Raw genomic sequence first — 15356 nt, 5'->3', positions numbered from 1 at the left:
GTCGATTCGCGGCCTGCCGCTCGCCACGGCGGTGGACCGCGGCCGGCGGGCAGGCTATCCAAGTCGACCGAGGGGCGACAGGGCCGTCCCCTTCGGTGCGACGCCCCGACCGGCCACCGGATCCGCCATGCTCACCATCTACGGCCTCAGCGACGCCCATCTGGTGACCTCGATGCTGGCGGCGACGCCACCGCCGGACTGCCGCGCGGTGTGGTTCGACCTGCTCGAGCCGACGCCCGAGGAAGATCGTCAGGCCGAGGCGATGCTCGGGGTGTCGATCCCGACCCGCGACGAAATGCAGGAGATCGAGGCGTCGAGCCGGCTCTACGTCGAGGACGGGGCGCTGTTCATGACCGCCCTGATCCCGGTCCAGTCGGAAACCGAGACGCCGCGGTCGACGCCGGTGACCTTCATTCTGCTCGGCGACCGGCTGGCGACGGTGCGCTACGACCGGCCGCGCTCCTTCGAGATCTTCCGGGCGCGGGCCGAACGGCCGGGGGCCGAACTGGTCGACGGGCGATCGATCCTGATCGGGCTGCTCGAGACGATCATCGACCGGGTCGCCGACGGGCTCGAGCGGATCGCCGCCGACATCGACCATTTGTCGACCGCGGTGTTTCGGCCGCGCGGCCAGCGCGAGAAAGACCTGGAGACGGCCCTGACCAACATCGGTCGGCTCGGCGGTGCGGTCGCTCGCTACGAGGATTCGATCGTCTCGCTGGCGCGGCTGTTCCACTTCCTCGGCGAAGCCAACGGCAACGATCGCCTCGATCGCGACGGGCTCGCCCGGCTCGCCACCCTCGGCCACGACGCACGCTCGCTCGCCGATCACGCCAAGTCGCTCGACTCGAAGGTCAACTTCCTGCTGTCGGCGACCCTCGGTCTGGTGGCGCTCGAGCAGAACACCATCGTCAAGATCTTCTCGATCCTCGCCGTGGTGTTCATGCCGCCGACCCTGATCGCCTCGATCTACGGCATGAATTTCCACGCCATGCCGGAGCTCGACTGGACCTGGGGCTATCCGATGGCCCTCGGCCTGATGGTCGCCTCGGTGGCGACCACCTTCACGGTGTTCAAGTGGCGGCGCTGGCTGTGACCGCAACGCCGGTCACGGGTAGAGCCGGACCTTGTCCCAGGGCGCATCGGGGGCGGCCCGGGTGAATTCGATGCGGTCGTGGAGGCGGAAGGCGCCGTCGTGCCAGAACTCGATGGCGCGCGGCACCACCCGGAAGCCCGACCAGTGGGGCGGGCGCGGCACTTCGCCGAAGCCGAACTTCAGGCCGTATTCGGCGACCGCCTTCTCCAGCGCGAAGCGGCTCTCCAGCGGCCGCGACTGGCGCGAGGCCCAGGCGCCGATGCGGCTGGTGCGCGAGCGCGTGGCGAAATAGGCGTCGGCCTCGGCTTCGGTGACGAGTTCGACCGGACCGCGCACCCGCACCTGCCGGCGCAGCGACTTCCAATGGAACAGCAGCGCCGCCTTGCGGGTGGCCAGCAGCTCGGCGCCCTTCTTGCTCTCGTAGTTCGTGTAGAACACGAAGCCCGCGGCGTCGAAGCCCTTGAGCAGCACCATACGAACGTCGGGGAAGCCCTCGGCATCGACGGTCGCCAGGGCCATGCCGTTGGGATCGTTGATCTCCTTGGCTTCGGCGTCTTTCAGCCAGGTGGCGAACAGGCGAACCGGTTCTTCCGCCGCAGAAAAGTCACCCAACGTTAACGCAGATCGCGGATCGTCTGTGGGTCGGTCGGTCATCGTGTTTTGGAGTGTCCCCTTGGCCGGTCTCGGTACGCCATCCTACAGGCCGCACGGCCCGTCGCGCCAGCCGCGACCGGCGCAAGGGCGCCTTGCGTCGACGCTCGGCGTCGTCCTCCTCGCCTCGGGCCTCGGCGGCTGCGGCGTGATGATGCCGTTGTCGGCCTGGACCTCGACCCCGCCGGCCGCGCCGCCGGCCGAAGACATCACCGGAGCGATCCCCAAGCCGAAGCCGGCCAACCCCGCGGCCGACAGCGACGGCGAGGTGATCCGCCGCACCGTCGAGCGCTCGGCGACCGCGCCCTCCCCGACCGCCCCCCTGGCCTGGCACAATCCGGCCACCGGCAATTCCGGGACGATCTCCGGCCTGGTCGCCGGGCGGGCGCGCAACGGCGCCGCCTGCCGCGACTTCCAGGCGACGGTGGCGACGATCGGCGGCGTGCGGCTCTATTCCGGGCGCGCCTGTCAGGGCTACGTCGGCCCCTGGGACCTGGTGCGCTTCGATCCCGCCGACGCGACACCGGCCGGGTGAACGCGCCGCGACGGGAGCTGAGCGACATTCCTCTGGTTTTCGCCGGCGAACCGTCCCACATGTGGGGGTGACGAAATTTCGACGGTCGCCGATCGGGTTCTTCGCCCCCGGTCGCCGGCCGCGCGGCCATGGTCATGGCCCACGAGGAGTTGACGATGCGCGATCCCTACGACGTCCTCGGCGTCGGCCGGTCGGCGAGCGCCGACGAGATCAAGAAGGCCTTCCGCCGGTTGGCCAAGAAGCACCATCCCGATCAGAATCGGAACGATCCCAAGGCCAAGGAGGCCTTCGCGGAGCTGAACTCGGCCTATGAGATCCTCGGCGACGGGGGCAAGCGGGCCCAGTTCGACCGCGGCGAGATCGACGCCGAGGGCAAGCCGAAGTTCTCGGCCGGTCCCGGCGGCTTCGACTTCCGCGGCGGCGGACCGTTCGGCGGCGGACGCGGCGGTCCGCGCGGCGGTCATGGTGCCGAACCGCCCTTCGACGATTTTCTCACCGACATCCTCGGCCAGGCCTTCGGCGGCGGGCGCGCCGGGTTCGGGCGCGGCCCAGGCATGGGCGCGGGTGCCGCCGGCCCCGGCGCCGGAGCGGCGGGCGCCAAGACGCGCGGGCGCGGCGACGACGTCGAAGTGCAGGTGCCGGTCAGCCTCGAAGAGGTGGCGTCCCACGCCAAGGTGCGGGTCGAACTGCCCTCGGGGCGGTCGCTCGACGTGCAACTGCCCGAGGGCGTGGTCGATCGCCAGCAGATCCGCCTCAAGGGTCAGGGCCAGCCCGGCGCGACGCCGGGCGACGCGCTGGTCACCGTGGTGTTCCGCCGCCATCCGCAGTTCCAGGTCGACGGCCACGATCTCGAGGTCGACGTGCCGGTGAGCCTCGACGAGGCGGCGCTGGGCGGCCGGGTGCGGGTGACCACCCTCGACGGCGTGGTCGAACTGACCCTGCCGGCCGGCACCACCTGCGCGCGGGCCCTGCGGCTGAAGGGCAAGGGCCTGCCCAACAAGACCGGCGGCCGCGGCGATCTCTACGCCAAGCCGCGCATCGTGCTCTCGGAAGGCGGCGACGCCGAACTCGAGGCCTTCCTGCGCGCCCGCCGCGCCCGCTGAGGCCTCAGGGCGTCGGCGCCACGGCGCCCGGCACCGGGCCGAGATCGACCGGCGGTACGCTGTCTTCGGGAACGAAGAAATCCGGGGCCAGCGCCCGGGTCGGATCGACCCGGTAGCGGTCGAAGTCGGTCTCGCCGAGCGACGCCAGGAAGGTGTCGTCGATCAGGAAGTTGCCGGTGAAGTCGCGCGCGGGTTGGGTCAACACCGCGTGAGCGGCGTCGGCCATGATCTCGGGCGTGCGGCTGTGGCGGATCAGGGTCTCGCCGACCACGAAGCGGATCGCCGAGGTGGCGATGGTGGTGCGCGGCCACAGGGCGTTGACGGCGATGCCGGCGGCGCGCAATTCGCCGGCGAGCCCGAGGACGCAAAGGCTCATGCCGTATTTGGCGATCGAATAGGCGGTGTGCGGGGCGAACCACTTCTCCTTCAGATCGAGCGGCGGCGACAGCATCAGCACGTGCGGATTGTCGGACGTCTCGAGGAAGCGCACCGCATGTTTGGTGACCATGAAGGTGCCGCGGGTGTTGACCCCCATCATCAGGTCGAAATGCTTCATCTCGGTGGTGCGGCTGTCGGAGAGGCGGATCGCCGAGGCGTTGTTGACGACCGCGTCGAGGCCGCCGAAGGTCGCCACGGTGGTCTCCAGCGCGCGCACCACCGACTCTTCGTCGCGGACGTCGACGACCAGCGGCAGCGCCTCGCCACCGGCGGCGCGGATCGCCGCAGCGGCCTCGTGGATGGTGCCGGGCAGGTGCAGATGGGGCGTATCGGTCTTGGCGGCGATGGCGATGCGGGCGCCGTCGCGGGCGGCGCGCAGCGCGATGGCGAGGCCGATGCCGCGGCTGGCGCCGGTGATGAAGAGGGTGCGTCCGTTGAGTGTGGCCATTCGGGTGCCGTTCATCCTGATCGTGGGACAATCGAAGACAGGTAGTTTACGTATACGTTCACGAACTGCCAGTTTCCGTCAAGCGGCGAGACTCTCCGCCGTTCGTCGAGCAGGAGCAGGAAAGCCATGATCACCAAGCGCTTGCGCTTCCTTCTGCCATGTGTTGCGATCCTCGCGGCGGTGTTGTTGATCGTTTCGACGACGCTGTCGCAGCTCGCCGCGCAGCCGCGGCCCCATCCGGTCGAACGGCCGCCGTGGAAGGACGTGTGCTGCGGCGGTCCGTGCTGCGCCAAACCGCGTCCGGCGCGATGAGGGAGACCCTGGTGGCGGTACGTGACGACGACCGAAGCTTCGACGATGCCGACGCCCCGCCGGCGCCGCGGCTCGACACGGGCCGGGTGCTGCGGATCGCCGCGGTGGTGGTGGTGGCACTCGGCGGCTGGGCCTGGGGGGCCTGGCAGCATTTCGTGGTGCTGCCGCGCAGCGCCGACATCGCTCGCATCGGCACGGCGCTGGATCTGGTCGACCGTTTCGTCGACACGCCCGCCCATGTCGCCTATGTCCAGCTCGCCGACGACATGAAACCGTGGTGGGACCAGATCGACGATCTGCAGCGACGGATCCAGGCGGAGGGCGACGACGGTGTGCGCGACGGCCTGATCGCCGAACGCGACGCCTCGCTGGTCGCCTTCGTGCGCGAGCATCGGCTCGGCGACAAGATCGACCTGCTGATCGGCTCCTTCGACGAGTTCACCCGCTGTCTCGACACCGCCCGCTGCGACGAGGACACCATCGCCCGGGCGATCTCGATCGACGTCAAGCGGATCTACCGCACCTATCGGCCCTACATCCTGCACCGGCGCGGCGACGGCCGCCCCGAGGACCGCGACTACGGCCATCACCTCGAAGATCTCTATTTCCGTCTGGTCGGCTGAGCGGCGGCGTCAGCGCCGCCGGGCCATGAAGGCGGCGAAGGCCGCCTGGGCCTCGGCGGAGGTCAGGCGGCGACGGAACTCCTCGGCTTCCAGATCGATGCGGGCGAGCACCTCGGCGCGGGTGGTGACCGATCCGCTGCGCAGCAGGCGGCGAGCGGCGGCCAAGGCCGCGGCCGGCTTGGCGGCGAGCGCGTCGGCGGCCTCGCGGGCGAACTGTTCGAGGTCGTCGGCGGCGACGATGCGGTTGACGAGCCCGACCGCCAGCGCCCGGCGGGCATCGAAGGGCGCACCGAGGCACAGCAGTTCGAAGGCCGCCGCATGGCCCATCAGCCGCGGCGCCAGCAGGCTGGAGGCGGCTTCGGGCACCAGGCCGAGATCGAGGAAGGGCGTGCGGAACACCGAGCGATCCGAGGCATAGACCAGATCGGCGTGGAACAGGAGCGTGGTGCCGACCCCGACGGCGAGGCCGTCGACGGCGCAGACCAGCGGCTTGTCGAGGCTCGCCAGCGCCACCAGGAAGGCGACGACCTCGTCGCCGAGGCGGCCCTCGCGGGCGAAGCCGAGGAACTCCTCGACGTCGTTGCCGGCGGAGAAGGCCCCGGGCGAGCCGCAGAGGAGATGCACGGCGACGGCCGGATCGGCCTCGCCGGCGATCAGCGCTGCGGTGATCGCCGCATACATCGGCGCGGTCAGAGCGTTCTTCTTCTCCGGCCGATCGATGCGGATCTCGGCGACGGCGCCGCGGCGCGTGACGCCGACGAGGGGACGGTCTTGGGTCATCGAAGGTCTCCGGGGTCGGCGTCGGGGGTGGGCTCGGGTCAGGCGTCGAGGAAGGCGGCGGCGGCCAGCGTGCTCGGGGCGCCGGCGACCACCCGATCGCGCAGCGCGGCGGTTTCGGCCAGCAGATTCTCAGCGAAGAAGCGCACCAGCGCGACCTGGGCACCGGCGTCGGCATCGCCCTCGGTGGAGGCTTCGGCGGCACCGCCGGCGAGCCAGGCGCCGCCGGCGACGAGGCTCATCAGGCGCAGGAACGGCGTCGCCCCGGCGAGCGCTTCGGCCGGATCGCGACCGGGCGCCGCGAACCACGCGACGGTGGCGGCGAGGTCGTCGATCGCCGCGGCGAGGCGTTGCGCCGTCTCGCCGAAGCCGGGGAGATCGGCGGTCGCGGCGGCGGCGGCGCGCCATTCGGCGATCAGCGCGGCGACCGCCGCCCCTTGGGCGAGCGGCAGCTTGCGGGTGACCAGATCGATCGCCTGGATGCCGTTGGTGCCCTCGTAGATCGCGGCGATGCGGGCGTCGCGCAGGAACTGCGGAGCCCCAGACTCCTCGATGAAGCCCATACCGCCGAACACCTGGATGCCGAGATTGGCGACGTCGATGCCGACGTCGGTGGAGAAGGCCTTGGCCAGCGGCGTGACGATACCGGCGCGCTGGGCCCAGCGTTCGGCCTCGGAGCCCTCGCTGCGGCGGCTCATGTCGATGGCCATGGCGCAGGAATAGCAGATCGCTCGGGCGGCGGCGGTCAGCGCCTTGGAGGTCGCCAGCATCCGGCGGACGTCGGGATGCAGCGCGATCGGGCTCATGCCCTCGCCGGTCCAGCCGGGGGCGCGGGCCTGACGGCGCTCGGCGGCGTAGGCCAGGGCGTGCTGGGTGGCGGCCTCGGCGACCGCGACCCCCTGGATGCCGACGGCGAGGCGGGCGTTGTTCATCATCGTGAACATGCAGGCCAGCCCCTTGTTCTCCTCGCCGACCAGCCAGCCGATGGCGCCGCCACCGTCGCCGTAGACCATGGTGCAGGTCGGCGAGCCGTTGATTCCGAGCTTCGATTCGATGCCGGCGCAGACCACATCGTTGCGGGCGCCGAGGCTGCCGTCGGGATTGACCAGATATTTCGGGACGACGAACAGAGAGATGCCGCGGGTGCCGGCCGGGGCGTCGGGCAGGCGGGCGAGGACGAGATGGACGATGTTGTCGGTCATCTCGTGGTCGCCGTAGGTGATGAAGATCTTCTGGCCGAAGATCCGGTAGGTGCCGTCGCCGGCGCGCTCGGCGCGGGCCTTGAGTGCGGCGAGATCGGAGCCGGCCTGCGGTTCGGTCAGGTTCATGGTGCCCATCCACTCGCCGGAGACCAGCTTGGCGAGATAGGTCGCCTTGAGAGCGTCGGAGCCGTGTTTGAACAGCGCTTCGACCGCGCCGATGGTCAGGGTCGGACCGATCGCGAAGGCCATCGAACCGGAATTCCACATCTCGAAGGTGGCGACCGACAAGAGCGTCGGCAGGTCCTGGCCGCCGAAGGCCTCGGGTCCGGAGAGCGCGTTCCAGCCGGCCTCGGCCCAGGCGCGATAGGTCTCAGTCCAGCCGGCCGGCATGGTGACGCGGCCGTCGACGATCGGCGTATGGGCGCGGTCGCCGACCCGCAGCAGCGGCGCGATGCGGTCGGTGGCGAATTTGCCGGCCTCGCCGATCACCGCTTCGAGCAGTCCGTCGCCGAGTTCGGCGAAGGCGCCGGCCTTCATCGCCCGGTCGAGGCCGGCGGCGCGCTTGAGGGCGAACAGGATGTCGGCTTCGGGGGCGCGGTAAGGCATGGTCGGACAGCTCCTTCACGAATGCGTCACGTTTCGACAGGACTGCGCATCGGACGGCAGTTGACTGCGTGGTTCGTCTGCACTCTAGAAAGGCGGCGTCCGGGGTCAATGGCGGGCCGCTGCGACCTTGGTCTCAGGCGCCCCCTCCCCCGGATGAGCGCATCTCCCGACGACGGCGCCGCGCCGCACCGTCCCATCCCCCGAGGCTCCATGGCCGTGCATCGCCCGATCGACCCCACCACCCGCGAAGCGGCGATCGCCGCGGCGGTCGCAGCCCTCGCCGCCGGACGGCTGGTCGGCCTGCCGACCGAGACGGTCTACGGGCTCGGCGCGGACGCCACCGACGGCCGGGCGGTGGCGGCGATCTATGCCGCCAAGGGCCGGCCGCGGTTCAATCCGCTGATCGCTCACGTCGCCGATCTCGCCGCGGCGGAAGCTCATGGGATCTTCGACGCCGTCGCGCGGCGTCTGGCGGCGGCCTTCTGGCCGGGCCCGCTGACCCTGGTGGTGCCCAAGCGCGCCGAAAGCGCGATCTGCGATCTCGCCTCGGCCGGGCTCGACACCATCGGCCTCAGGGTACCGGCGGATGCGGTGACGCGGGCGATCCTGGCGCGGTTCGGGCGACCGGTCGCCGCCCCCAGCGCCAACCGCTCGGGCCGGGTCAGCCCGACCACCGCGGCCGACGTGGTCGAGGAGCTGGGCGATTCGGTCGCCGAGATGATCGACACCGGGGCGACGCCGGTCGGGGTCGAATCGACGATCGTCGCGCTGATCGACGGCACGCCGCGGCTGCTGCGCCCCGGCGGCATCCCGCGCGCGGCGATCGAGGCGGTGATCGGCGGGCCGCTCGCCGATCCGCCGAGCCGCGACGCCGACGACGATGCACTGGGCGTGGCGGTGGCGGCGCCGGGCATGCTGACCTCGCACTATGCGCCGAACGCCCGGGTGCGGCTCGACGCGACGGAGGTGGCCCCGGGCGAGGCGCTGCTGACCTTCGCCGGGGCCCGGCCGACGGGGTCCGAACGGGCGGGACGGATCCTCGATCTCAGCCCGTCGGGCGATCTCGGCGAGGCGGCGGCGCGGCTGTTCCGGGCATTGCGCGAGCTCGACGGCGAAGGCTTCGCCTCGATCGCCGTGGCGCCGATCCCGGAAGACGGGCTCGGCGAAGCGATCGTCGATCGGCTGCGGCGGGCAGCGGCGCCGCGCCCCTGAGGCGGCGGACGGTCGCGAGGCGACCGACCGAGGCGCGCGGTAACGGAAGGCTCTGCGCCACCACGGCGCGAGGCGTCGATGGCCGGCGCCCCTCCGGCGCGCTGGTCGCGACCCGGCGCGCGCGAGCGCCGCGATACCCGAAGGTATGACGGCGTTTTTGATTTCTCTCACGGTCCGCGCGTGACGATCGGACCACGATCCGTCATCGTAGCAGAACGGCATCGCGAAGGGGCCTGCGACGGATCGACCGGGGCCGTCCTTCGTACGCTCGGCGGCGATCCGGCCGCCCGGGGCCGGCGCGCCGCACCAACCGTCCCGCCAGAGGACGGAAGGGTCGGGGAGGAAGGACGAATCGATGTCGACGTTGCTGATCCATCACCCGGCCTGCCTCGGCCACGTCACGCCGCTCGGCCACCCCGAGCGGCCGGACCGGATCCGGGTCATCGACCGCATCCTCGAAGCCGAACGGTTCCAACCGCTGGAGCGCGAGGCGGCGGCGCTGGGCACCGCCGAGATGGTCGGCCTCGCCCATGACGTCGGCCATTTCGAGGAGATCGCCGGCTCGGTGCCGAGCGAGGGTCTGTTGCGCCTCGACGACGACACGACGATTTCGCCGGGCTCGCTCGAAGCGGCGCTGCGGGCGGTCGGCGGCGCCTGTCAGGCGGTCGACGAGGTGTTCGAGAAGAAGGTCAAGAACGCCTTCTGCACGGTGCGGCCGCCCGGTCACCACGCCGAATCGAAGCGCGCCATGGGCTTCTGCCTGTTCAACAACGCGGCCATCGCCGCCAAATGGGCGCGCGCCCGCCACGGCGCCGAGCGGGTGGTGGTGATGGACTTCGACGTCCACCACGGCAACGGCACCCAGGACATCTTCTGGAACGAGCGCGACCTGATGTACGCCTCGACCCATCAGATGCCGTTCTACCCGGGCACCGGCGAGATCGCCGAGACGGGAATCGCCGACAACATCGTCAATGCGCCCTTGTGGGCGGGGGCCGGCGGGGCGGAGTTCCGCGAGGCGATGGACTTCGCGATTCTGCCGCGGATCGACGCGTTCCGACCGGATCTGGTGGTGATTTCGGCCGGTTTCGACGCCCATACCCGCGATCCGATGAGCCAGATCAATCTGGTCGAATCGGACTTCGCCTGGGCCACGGCGCGGCTGATGGACCTCGCCGAGCGCCATTGCAACGGCCGGGTGGTGTCGATCCTGGAAGGCGGCTACGACCTCGAGGGCCTCGCCCGCTCGGTCGCCGCCCATGTCATGACCCTGATGAAGAGTTGAGAGGGAGGGTTGCGCGGAGCCGGCTTGCGGAGATCCGTACAGATCCCCATGGTGCGGCGATGACCCGTCGCCCCCGCCCCGCCGGCCCGCTCTCCCTCGTCCTGGCCCTCGCGCTCACCCAGATCATCGGCTGGGGCACGACCTATTACATGCCCTCGGGTCTCGCCGAGGCGCTGGCCCGCGACCTCGGCTTCAGCACCGAGACGACCTTTCTCGGCGTGACCATCATGGTCGCGTTGGGCGGCGTGTTCGCACCGGCGGCGGGGCGGCTGTTCGACCGGCGCGGGGTGGCGCGGTCGCTGTCCTACGGCTCGATGCTGATCGCCGGTGGGCTGTTCCTGTTCGCGGCGGTGCCGTCGCGGACCACCTGGTTCGTCACCTGGGTGGCCTTCGGGCTCGCCCAATCGCTGTGTCTGACGCTGGCGTCCCAGACCCTGGTGACCCGGCTCGGCGGGGTCGAGGCGCGCCATCAGATCAGCTGGATCGCGCTCCTGACCGGCCTGTCGGCGACGGTGTTCTGGCCGGTGACCGCGGCGCTCGACGCGGTGGTCGGCTGGCGGGCGACGCTGTGGATCTTCGGGCTGCTCAATCTCGTGGTGGTGCTGCCGGTCCATCTGTGGATCGCCGCGCGTTGGCACGACGGCGACGAACCGACCGCACCCGACGAGGAGCCGACCGGCGCGGTGCGGCCGCTGGTCGATCCGCGGCGGCGGCGCTGGGCGGCCGGGCTGATGACCTTCGCCTTCGCGGCGCAAGGATTCGCGGCCTGGGGCCTGCCCCTGCACTTCATCTCGATGTTCGAGGTGATGGGGCTCGATCGCGCCACCGCGGTGACCATCGCGGCGATGAGCGGACCGGCCTCGGTGGCGGCGCGCGGCATCGAACTGACCCTCGGGCGGCGGCTCGGGCCGCTGACCGTGACGCTGATCGCCATGACCATTCTGACCCCGGCGATCGGACTGGCCTTCCTGCCCTTCGCGCCGAGCGCCGGGATCATCGCCTTCGTGATCCTGTGGAGCGGCGCCAACGGCATCCTGGCGGTGCTGCGGGCCACCCTGCCGCTGTCGCTGCTGGGCTCGCGCGACTTCGGCACGCTGAGCGGCGGCATGATGCTGCCGCAGAATCTGGTGTTCGCGGCCTCGCCGACCGCCTTCGCGATCATCATCGGCGTCGGCGGGGCGACCGCCGGCGTGCTGACCGCGCTGGTCGGCGGATTGCTCGGGCTAGCCGCCGCCCTGCCGCTCGTCGGTCTGGTGCGGGCGGAACGGGCGGCGGTGGCGGCCGCGGCTGCGGCACCTGCGCGCAGGCCCTGAGGGGGCTCGGCCGAATCGGTGTTCTTCCCTCTGGTGCTCGCCCACGGATTCCGTAAAGATCGACGCCACTTCAACGAGAGGAGACCACCGACATGGCATTCGACACGAATCGTTGGGCCACCCGGGCGGGTCGCCCGTTCGCTGTCGCCCTGGTCGCCGTGGCGGTCGCCGGGACCTGCGCGATCGGCGCGGCGCGCGCCGACACCGATCGGATCGAGAAGCGCCTGTGGGTCGCCGTGTCCGGCAAGGCGCAGACCGTGGTGGTCGATTCTTTCCGCGAGATGCGCGAAGACTGCTCGGCCGCGCCGGCGCCGGCGCTCGCCGTGACCAAGCAGCCGAAGCTCGCCAAGCTGACGGTCAAGACGGTCACGGCGCCCGGCACCACCGACCCGACCGGCCCCTATGCCGCCTGCAACGGCAAGAAATTCAACTGGTCACGGGTGACCTGGCCGGTGCCGACCAAGGGCGAAGGCACCGATTCCGCGGTGATCCAGGCGACCGAGTCCTCGGGCGACGTCACCGTCTACGACTTCGAGATCGTCTATGCCAAGAAGCTGCCGGCCGGCAAGACCAGCGGCCTCGTCGAGGATCGTTGAGGCCGCGGGCGATTGACAGTCGGCGCCCCGCCGTGCCTCCTCGCGGTCTCGCAACCCTCGCCGACGAGATCCCGATCGTGACCGACCTGCCCGCTGTCGCCGCCGACGTCGCCGCCCTGACCTTCGAAAAGGCGCTCGCCGAGCTCGAGACGATCGTCGCCCGCCTGGAGCGGGGCGACGTCGCGCTCGAAGAATCGATCGCCGCCTACGAGCGCGGCGAGGCCCTCAAGGCCCACTGCACCCGCCTCCTGTCGGCGGCGGAGGCGCGGGTCGAGAAGATCCGCCTGTCGGCCGAGGGCCGGCCGGTCGGCGTCGAGCCGCTCGACGTCGAGGGGCGTTGACGGGGCGCGGCGCGGCCGTCGCGGCACCGTCTTCGAACGATGATTTGCAGGGGCCGGGGCCCTCATGTAACCATGAGGGTCGGTCCGCGCGTCCCGACCGCGGGCTGCCGGACGTCCGAGCGGCCGCATCGCGAGAGACCGAGAATTTGTCCGTTCCCCCCGAGACTCCCCTGCTCGACACCGTCAAGACTCCGGAGGACGTCCGGAAACTCGCGGACGGTCAGTTGCGCCAGTTGGCCGACGAAGTCCGGGCCGAGATGATCGATGCGGTGTCGGTGACCGGTGGCCATCTCGGCGCCGGCCTCGGGGTCGTCGAACTGACGGTCGCCCTGCACAAGGTGTTCGACACGCCGAACGACATCCTGATCTGGGACGTCGGCCACCAGACCTATCCGCACAAGATCCTGACCGGGCGGCGCGACCGGATCCGCACCCTGCGCCAGCCGGGCGGCCTGTCGGGCTTCACCCGGCGCGACGAGAGCCCCTACGATCCGTTCGGGGCGGCCCATTCCTCGACCTCGATCTCGGCAGCGCTGGGCTTCGCCGAAGCCCGCGACCTCGCCGGCGGCCGCCACAACGTGGTGGCGGTGATCGGCGACGGCTCGATGTCGGCGGGCATGGCCTATGAGGCGATGAACAACGCCGGGGCGATGGATTCGCGGCTGATCGTCATCCTCAACGACAACGACATGTCGATCGCCCCGCCGACCGGCGCGATGAGCGCCTATCTGGCGCGGCTGGTGTCGTCGCGCACCTTCATGCAGCTGCGCGACATCGGCAAACAGGTGACCAAGCGCCTGCCGAAGTTCTTCGAAGTGGCGGCCGAACGGGCCGACGAATTCGCCCGCGGCTTCGCCATGGGCGGGACGCTGTTCGAGGAGCTCGGCTTCTACTACGTCGGTCCGATCGACGGGCACAATCTCGACCATCTCCTGCCGGTGCTGCGCAACGTCCGCGACGCCAAGGACGGGCCGATCCTGCTGCACGTCATCACCAAGAAGGGCAAGGGCTACGCCCCGGCCGAGGCGGCGAGCGACAAGTATCACGGCGTCGGCAAGTTCGACGTGATCACCGGCAAACAGGCCAAGCCCAAGGCCAATGCCCCGTCCTATACGCGGGTGTTCGCCGAGGCGCTGATCGACGCGGCGCGGCGCGACGACAAGATCCTCGGCATCACCGCGGCGATGCCGACCGGCACCGGGCTCGATCTGTTCGGTCAGGCGTTTCCGAAGCGGATGTTCGACGTCGGCATCGCCGAGCAGCACGCCGTGACCTTCGCCGCCGGGCTCGCCGCCGCCGGTTTCAAGCCGTTCTGCGCGATCTATTCGACCTTCCTGCAGCGCGGCTTCGATCAGGTCGCCCACGACGTGGCGCTGCAGAAGCTGCCGGTGCGTTTCCCGATCGATCGCGCCGGCTTCGTCGGCGCCGACGGCGCCACCCATGCCGGGGCCTTCGACCTCGCCTTTCTCGGCTGCCTGCCGAACTTCGTGGTGATGGCGCCGGCCGACGAGGCGGAGTTGGTCCACATGGTGGCGACCTCGGCGGCGATCGACGATCGGCCCTCGGCCTTCCGTTTCCCGCGCGGCGAGGGCGTCGGCGTCGAGATGCCGGCGGTGGGCGAGATCCTGGAGATCGGCCGCGGCCGGGTGATCCGCGAGGGCACCAAGGTGGCGATCCTGTCGCTGGGCACCCGGCTGGCCGCGGCGCTCGAGGCGGCGGAGACGCTGGAGGCGGCGGGCCTGTCGACGACGGTGGCCGACGCGCGCTTCATGAAGCCGCTCGACCGCGATCTGCTGCGCCGACTGGCGCGCGACCACGAGGTTCTGGTGACCGTCGAAGAAGGTGCGGTCGGCGGCTTCGGCAGCCACGTGCTGCAGGCGCTCAGCGACGACGGCCTGCTCGACGGCCATCTCAAGGTGCGGGTGCTGACCCTGCCCGACTCGTTCCTCGACCACGGCGACCCGGCGGCGACGATGGCGGCGGTCGGGCTCGACGCGGCGGGAATCGTGCGGCGGGTGTTCGACGCCCTCGGGCGCGCCGAACCGCGTATCGAGCCGGTGCGCGTCCTCGGCGGCGACAGGGGACGCGGATGACGCTGCTGCAGAAGTTTCGCGCCGTCGTCTGGGCGGCGATCGTCGTGCTGATCGTCGGCCTCGCCGTCCGCTATGCGGTGCGCGACACCATCCCCCCCGACCAGGTGCCGGCGATGCGGCCGGTGAGCGGGATCGGCGGTCCCTTTGCGATGGTCGACCAGCAGGGCCGGCCGTTCACCGAAGCCGACCTCAAGGGGCGGGCGACGGCGATGTTCTTCGGCTACACCTATTGCCCGGACGTCTGCCCGACCACCCTGCTCGAGGCGTCGCAGTGGATGGCCCAGCTCGGCGCCGACGCCGAGCGCTTCCGCGTGGTGTTCGTCACCGTCGATCCGGAGCGCGACACCCCGGCCAAGCTCGCCGAGTATCTCGGCTCGTTCGATCCGCGCTTCGTCGGCCTGTCGGGCGACCGCGCCGCGACCGACAAAATCCTCGCCGCCTACCGGGTGTTCGCCCGCAAGGTCGAGGGCAAGGACGGCGACTACACCATGGACCACACCGCGGCGACCTACCTGCTCGACGCCGAGGGCCGCTTCGTCGGGGTGATCAATTTCCAGGAGCCGACCGACAAGGCGCTCGCGAAGATCCGCAATCTGATCACCCGGCGGTGATTCTCGGGGCCGCGTGCAGGGGATCGTATCGGGATTTCCTCGAAGCCCGGATCCTCCGGGTCGGTCGCGTCTCGCCCCACCGTCGTCCCCGGCCGGAGCGCCGAAGGCGCGGAG

General features: G+C 70.9%; 16 protein-coding genes. 12 read left to right on the top strand and 4 right to left on the bottom strand.

The window, feature by feature from the left end:
• Positions 1-127: 127 nt before the first annotated feature.
• A complete protein-coding gene (locus EYW49_RS18180; RefSeq protein WP_131311052.1) occupies positions 128-1096 on the top strand; it encodes a magnesium transporter CorA family protein in 969 nt (322 codons plus the stop codon).
• Positions 1097-1108: 12 nt separating this feature from the next.
• On the opposite strand, the gene pdxH is transcribed toward EYW49_RS18180, so the two are convergent.
• Entirely contained in the window at positions 1109-1750 is a 642-nt protein-coding gene (gene pdxH / locus EYW49_RS18175) for a pyridoxamine 5'-phosphate oxidase (protein WP_131311051.1), read from the bottom strand.
• 19 nt (positions 1751-1769) lie between these two features.
• Here pdxH and EYW49_RS18170 point away from each other — a divergent pair, with 19 nt between their 5' ends.
• Together EYW49_RS18170 and EYW49_RS18165 are read left to right on the top strand one after the other, a co-directional pair.
• On the top strand, positions 1770-2282 hold the full coding sequence (locus EYW49_RS18170) for an RT0821/Lpp0805 family surface protein (RefSeq protein WP_131311050.1): 513 nt from the start codon (positions 1770-1772) through the stop codon (positions 2280-2282).
• Positions 2283-2437: 155 nt separating this feature from the next.
• Positions 2438-3385, top strand: coding sequence for a DnaJ C-terminal domain-containing protein (locus EYW49_RS18165; RefSeq protein WP_131311049.1), 948 nt, complete (start codon positions 2438-2440; stop codon positions 3383-3385).
• Between the two features lie 4 nt (positions 3386-3389).
• Here EYW49_RS18165 and EYW49_RS18160 read toward each other — a convergent pair whose 3' ends face one another.
• Positions 3390-4271, bottom strand: coding sequence for an SDR family oxidoreductase (locus tag EYW49_RS18160; RefSeq protein ID WP_131311048.1), 882 nt, complete (start codon positions 4269-4271; stop codon positions 3390-3392).
• Between the two features lie 126 nt (positions 4272-4397).
• Between EYW49_RS18160 and EYW49_RS18155 the strand changes: the two genes are divergently transcribed.
• Positions 4398-4583 (top strand): hypothetical protein, encoded by a 186-nt coding sequence (locus tag EYW49_RS18155; protein WP_131311047.1) that lies wholly within the window; start codon positions 4398-4400, stop codon positions 4581-4583.
• Positions 4584-4594: 11 nt separating this feature from the next.
• The gene (locus EYW49_RS18150) at positions 4595-5206 is read left to right on the top strand and encodes a hypothetical protein (protein ID WP_131311046.1); all 612 of its coding nucleotides are present in this window, start codon (positions 4595-4597) and stop codon (positions 5204-5206) included.
• Between the two features lie 9 nt (positions 5207-5215).
• On the opposite strand, the gene EYW49_RS18145 is transcribed toward EYW49_RS18150, so the two are convergent.
• Both EYW49_RS18145 and EYW49_RS18140 read right to left on the bottom strand, forming a co-directional pair.
• Positions 5216-5986 carry a crotonase/enoyl-CoA hydratase family protein gene (locus EYW49_RS18145; RefSeq protein ID WP_131311045.1) on the bottom strand — a complete coding sequence of 257 codons (771 nt, stop codon included), beginning with the start codon at positions 5984-5986 and terminating at the stop codon, positions 5216-5218.
• 38 nt (positions 5987-6024) lie between these two features.
• A complete protein-coding gene (locus EYW49_RS18140) occupies positions 6025-7791 on the bottom strand; it encodes an acyl-CoA dehydrogenase (protein WP_131311044.1) in 1767 nt (588 codons plus the stop codon).
• Positions 7792-8001: 210 nt separating this feature from the next.
• Between EYW49_RS18140 and EYW49_RS18135 the strand changes: the two genes are divergently transcribed.
• The 7 genes from EYW49_RS18135 (at position 8002) to EYW49_RS18105 (ending at position 15242) form a co-directional block, all read left to right on the top strand.
• Positions 8002-9003, top strand: coding sequence for an L-threonylcarbamoyladenylate synthase (locus tag EYW49_RS18135; RefSeq protein WP_131311043.1), 1002 nt, complete (start codon positions 8002-8004; stop codon positions 9001-9003).
• A 355-nt stretch (positions 9004-9358) separates the two neighbouring features.
• A complete protein-coding gene (locus EYW49_RS18130; RefSeq protein ID WP_131311042.1) occupies positions 9359-10288 on the top strand; it encodes a histone deacetylase family protein in 930 nt (309 codons plus the stop codon).
• A gap of 59 nt (positions 10289-10347) precedes the next feature.
• Complete coding sequence (locus EYW49_RS18125; RefSeq protein WP_131311041.1) at positions 10348-11601, top strand: MFS transporter; 1254 nt, start codon at positions 10348-10350, stop codon at positions 11599-11601.
• A gap of 92 nt (positions 11602-11693) precedes the next feature.
• Positions 11694-12197, top strand: a complete 504-nt coding sequence (locus EYW49_RS18120) for a hypothetical protein (protein ID WP_131311040.1) — start codon at positions 11694-11696, stop codon at positions 12195-12197.
• A 77-nt stretch (positions 12198-12274) separates the two neighbouring features.
• Positions 12275-12538 (top strand): exodeoxyribonuclease VII small subunit, encoded by a 264-nt coding sequence (locus tag EYW49_RS18115; protein WP_131311039.1) that lies wholly within the window; start codon positions 12275-12277, stop codon positions 12536-12538.
• A 146-nt stretch (positions 12539-12684) separates the two neighbouring features.
• A complete protein-coding gene (gene dxs, locus EYW49_RS18110; RefSeq protein ID WP_131311038.1) occupies positions 12685-14631 on the top strand; it encodes a 1-deoxy-D-xylulose-5-phosphate synthase in 1947 nt (648 codons plus the stop codon).
• On the top strand, positions 14628-15242 hold the full coding sequence (locus EYW49_RS18105) for an SCO family protein (RefSeq protein WP_131311037.1): 615 nt from the start codon (positions 14628-14630) through the stop codon (positions 15240-15242). The genes dxs and EYW49_RS18105 overlap by 4 nt, the downstream gene beginning before the upstream one ends.
• The last annotated feature ends 114 nt before the right edge of the window (positions 15243-15356 follow it).

This window comes from Siculibacillus lacustris, from assembly GCF_004328075.1.
GTDB lineage: Bacteria > Pseudomonadota > Alphaproteobacteria > Rhizobiales > Ancalomicrobiaceae > Siculibacillus > Siculibacillus lacustris.
This window is presented reverse-complemented; position numbering and strand designations above follow the sequence as displayed.

Coding starts and splice junctions, on each gene's coding strand:
- EYW49_RS18180 (WP_131311052.1), top strand. CDS start 128: ATGCTCACCATCTACGGCCTCAGCGACGCCCATCTGGTGACCTCGATG.
- pdxH (WP_131311051.1), bottom strand. CDS start 1,750: ATGACCGACCGACCCACAGACGATCCGCGATCTGCGTTAACGTTGGGT.
- EYW49_RS18165 (WP_131311049.1), top strand. CDS start 2,438: ATGCGCGATCCCTACGACGTCCTCGGCGTCGGCCGGTCGGCGAGCGCC.
- EYW49_RS18160 (WP_131311048.1), bottom strand. CDS start 4,271: ATGGCCACACTCAACGGACGCACCCTCTTCATCACCGGCGCCAGCCGC.
- EYW49_RS18155 (WP_131311047.1), top strand. CDS start 4,398: ATGATCACCAAGCGCTTGCGCTTCCTTCTGCCATGTGTTGCGATCCTC.
- EYW49_RS18145 (WP_131311045.1), bottom strand. CDS start 5,986: ATGACCCAAGACCGTCCCCTCGTCGGCGTCACGCGCCGCGGCGCCGTC.
- EYW49_RS18140 (WP_131311044.1), bottom strand. CDS start 7,791: ATGCCTTACCGCGCCCCCGAAGCCGACATCCTGTTCGCCCTCAAGCGC.
- EYW49_RS18135 (WP_131311043.1), top strand. CDS start 8,002: ATGGCCGTGCATCGCCCGATCGACCCCACCACCCGCGAAGCGGCGATC.
- EYW49_RS18130 (WP_131311042.1), top strand. CDS start 9,359: ATGTCGACGTTGCTGATCCATCACCCGGCCTGCCTCGGCCACGTCACG.
- EYW49_RS18125 (WP_131311041.1), top strand. CDS start 10,348: ATGACCCGTCGCCCCCGCCCCGCCGGCCCGCTCTCCCTCGTCCTGGCC.
- EYW49_RS18120 (WP_131311040.1), top strand. CDS start 11,694: ATGGCATTCGACACGAATCGTTGGGCCACCCGGGCGGGTCGCCCGTTC.
- EYW49_RS18105 (WP_131311037.1), top strand. CDS start 14,628: ATGACGCTGCTGCAGAAGTTTCGCGCCGTCGTCTGGGCGGCGATCGTC.